At 29.1% G+C, this 3,294-nt stretch carries 3 protein-coding genes; all 3 read left to right on the top strand.

The genetic code is table 11. From position 1 onward, the window contains the following. A partial coding sequence (locus ELQ12_RS09450) for a hypothetical protein (protein ID WP_126239674.1) occupies positions 1 to 201 on the top strand: 201 nt, incomplete at its 5' end. Between the two features lie 20 nt (positions 202 to 221). Then, complete coding sequence (locus ELQ12_RS09445; RefSeq protein WP_002881742.1) at positions 222 to 1,037, top strand: hypothetical protein; 816 nt, start codon at positions 222 to 224, stop codon at positions 1,035 to 1,037. After that, positions 1,027 to 3,294, top strand: a 2,268-nt coding sequence (locus ELQ12_RS09440) for a hypothetical protein (RefSeq protein WP_134264737.1), incomplete at its 3' end; no start/stop codon positions are given. The genes ELQ12_RS09445 and ELQ12_RS09440, both read left to right, overlap by 11 nt.

Raw genomic sequence — 3,294 nt, 5'->3', positions numbered from 1 at the left:
CATACAGAACTTGCAGAATCTAAATATAGTGACTTTCAAACAGATTGTGAAGTAAAAGCAGGTAATCAAATCCTCCACCAAGTAGGCGATACTCAAATTGTTACTAAGGGAGATTGTGTTATTATTAAAGCAGGTGGAGTTGAAGTAACTATAGACTCTAATGGGCTTGTGGTTAGAGGTGGAGAGATTAAGGCAGAGTAAAATAAATTAAAGGAGTTCTTATGCAAAAGTTTTTAATAGTTTTAGGATTGTGTTTAATGTTAGCCATTAGTGCTAATGCTCAATCCCCAAAAGAAGCTAAACCTAGCTTTGATTGTGCTAAAGCAAGTACAAAAGTAGAAAAGATGATTTGTAATGATGAAAGTGGGGAGTTACAAAAACTTGATAGATTATATTCTAAACTCTATTTTTCAATACTAAAGAGTATCCCAAAAGATACAAAAGAGGGGCAAGAGACAAAAAAACAAATGCAAAAATTTGCTAAAAATTTTATAGATTATAGAGACAATATGCGTTGTTTTTTATTGGCAAAAAATGATGATGAAAAAGAAGTGGAAGAAGTATTTAACAAAGGACGCGAAAATGGAATAATGTATGAAAATCTTGACTCGGTTCATTTTGGTTTTAAACCACATCATTACAAGCCTTGTATAGCAAGGGTTTATAAAATGGGAATTTTATTGCTTAGCACCAATACTATCATAGATACAAGTTTTCTCATAGACAAAGATACTTTTTATACTTGCAAGGGCAATATGATACTCGATATTTTTTCTATTAAAGGTTTAGCAAAGTTTAGATTTTACAATAAATTGTTTCCACAAGGATATAAAGAAACCATTATAGAAGCCTCCAAAGCATTACAGGAATTAAGCTCAAATGGTCGCTATACTCAAGTATGTGCGTTTGAAGATGAGGGATTTATATGCACAAATGGAGGGTGTGAGTTTGATTTAGATGAAATGCAAACTAGAGTTATTCAGCCACTTGATAATTTTATTCAAAATATAGATTTTAGGAAACTAAATGCCAATTAAGATAACAAATTTAAGCTATGAGGAATTTTATAATAAACTTTTTAGTCTATTAAGGTTGGTTGAAGGGATTAGAACAAAGATTTATGCTGATAGTGCAGATGATCCAAAAATTACCATTGGTATAGGATTTAATATTGACGAAGATAAATGGAGAAATGTTATTTTGATGTATAAAGCAGGGATTTTGCAATACACAGACTTAGAAAATGGCGTCTATACCCTAGCTAATATACTAGGCAAACAATCACAATCTATGCAAATTCTCATTAATACAACTTCTAAAGAAATAAAAGATAAGATTAATGAATATAAGGCAAGTAATAAAATTCAAAAAAATACCTATCAAACAGGTAAAAACCCAAATCAAAATATGATTAATTTACAAAAAGATATCAATGCCATTTTGCAAAATAATATAAAAATCTACAACCAAAATCTTGAAAATATCAACCAAAAACTTAATGAAAATATAGTTTTTGAGCTTACAGATAACGAAGCAATAGAAGTTAAAAATATCATCAGTTTTAGTGAAATTAGGGCACTAAGACACAAATTAAACAAATGGAATGCAAATTATCTTACTTCTTTTAGTAAGACAGAATTAACCAATCCACAAGAGTTTATTCCCTTATTGTCTATTTATTATCAGCGTCCAGCAAGATTTAACCCAGAGAGTGGACTCATCTTGCTTCAAAAAGCCCTTAAAGATAAGAATAGATTCTTAGCGTGGTTTTCTGTGCGTTATTATGCTGATATACGACAATTCAAAAACCCTTATTATTCTCGCAGAATCCAAGAAGCCGCTATGTTTGGCTTAAGCAATAAGAATCAAAATAATAATATTGAATATTTTTCAACAAGTCTTGATATTTTCTCTTATCTTAATTTTAACTTTAGAGAAGCCAATGCCAAGCAAGGACTGAAGTTGCCAGATAAATACACTTACCTTTCTTTTATGCAAACTTATGATAAATGCAAAGAAGTTGATGAAAAAGCAGAGTATCTCTTAAGAGAATACAATACATATCATACTAAAGATAAGCACTATTATTCTTATGTTGCTAAAGAAGAATTTCAGGGTATAGCTGATATTCTCTCCCCCTATCTATCCTACCTAAACACCCTCACTCAAAAAAATTTTAGCTTAGATAATATTTATTGTATTGCTAATTATTGTGAGAATTTAGGTGCTAATAAATTGGATAATGTTGCCTTGCTTAATAAAACTTTAAGACAAAAGTTTGAAAAACTAGAAGCAAATACACCCCATAATATTCTTATACTCTATCCAAATCCCACTCCATCTATTATACAAATAGAACAACCTAAAAATACTTTTATTACTTTACTTATAGGAGCAAAAGCAAAAATAGATTGTTCTAAATTAATAGAAGATCAATGTGAGCTAATGTATTTAAAATATGATCCAACACAAGAAGAACAACAAGCAATTAATCCACAAGCTTTTTCTTGTAGCACCCAAGAAGAACTTATTTTAAAAAAAGAAGATGAAATATACTTTAAAACAGTAAAAAACAATATATCATATTTTATTAATAAAAACGATGGAATTTTAAAAGTTGCTCTTACTGGCAATGAAGAAAATGCTATAGAATTATACAGTTTTGCTAAAGAAAACCAATTTAAAATTTTACAAGATAAAGCCTCAAAGATGCTAAAAATCTATTTAAAACTAGAAAGGTATAGTAGCGAAGAGATTTTATCGCATAGAGGAGGGAATTTTGAATTAACACTTAATAATCTTAAGATTTTAGATAAAAATGGAAATAATCATGAAACCATCACTAAAATATTTCTTCATAATTGTGAGAACAGAAGGATTTATGAAAGTTTAAAGCTAGAGTATCAAGAAGGCATTTATAAGAGCAGTTTCAAGATTGATTTAATTTTAGATGAAAACTCTTCTTTTTTTAAAAGAGCTACAAAATGTATTATAGCTACAAAAACCTTAGAAGGCTTTAGCACAAGTCAAATACATAAAATTGGAAATGTGGCAATAGTCTCTTTAAGTTCTGCAGATAAGCAAGGAGGTTGTTATACTTTTACAAATAAAGTAAGTATGCAAGATTTTGGAGAAAATCTTTATTTAGATACTGAGACAAATGGGTATGAAAAACAAATAAAAAATTCAAGAGAGAATTTATATATCACAAATTTGAAAGCTTATAAAGAAAAAGAACAGCAAAATACTACTGATAAAATCCCTTACAATGAAACTATTTTTGTTAGAGCTTAC

It is taken from the genome of Campylobacter sp. US25a, assembly GCF_004379075.1.
GTDB classification, from domain to species: Bacteria; Campylobacterota; Campylobacteria; order Campylobacterales; family Campylobacteraceae; genus Campylobacter_D; species Campylobacter_D jejuni.
The sequence above is the reverse complement of the archived record's forward strand: the minus strand, read 5'-3'. Positions and strand labels throughout refer to the sequence as shown.

Bases quoted from the DNA above. Each gene is read 5' to 3' on its own strand.
- ELQ12_RS09445 (WP_002881742.1), top strand. From the start codon at position 222: ATGCAAAAGTTTTTAATAGTTTTAGGATTGTGTTTAATGTTAGCCATT.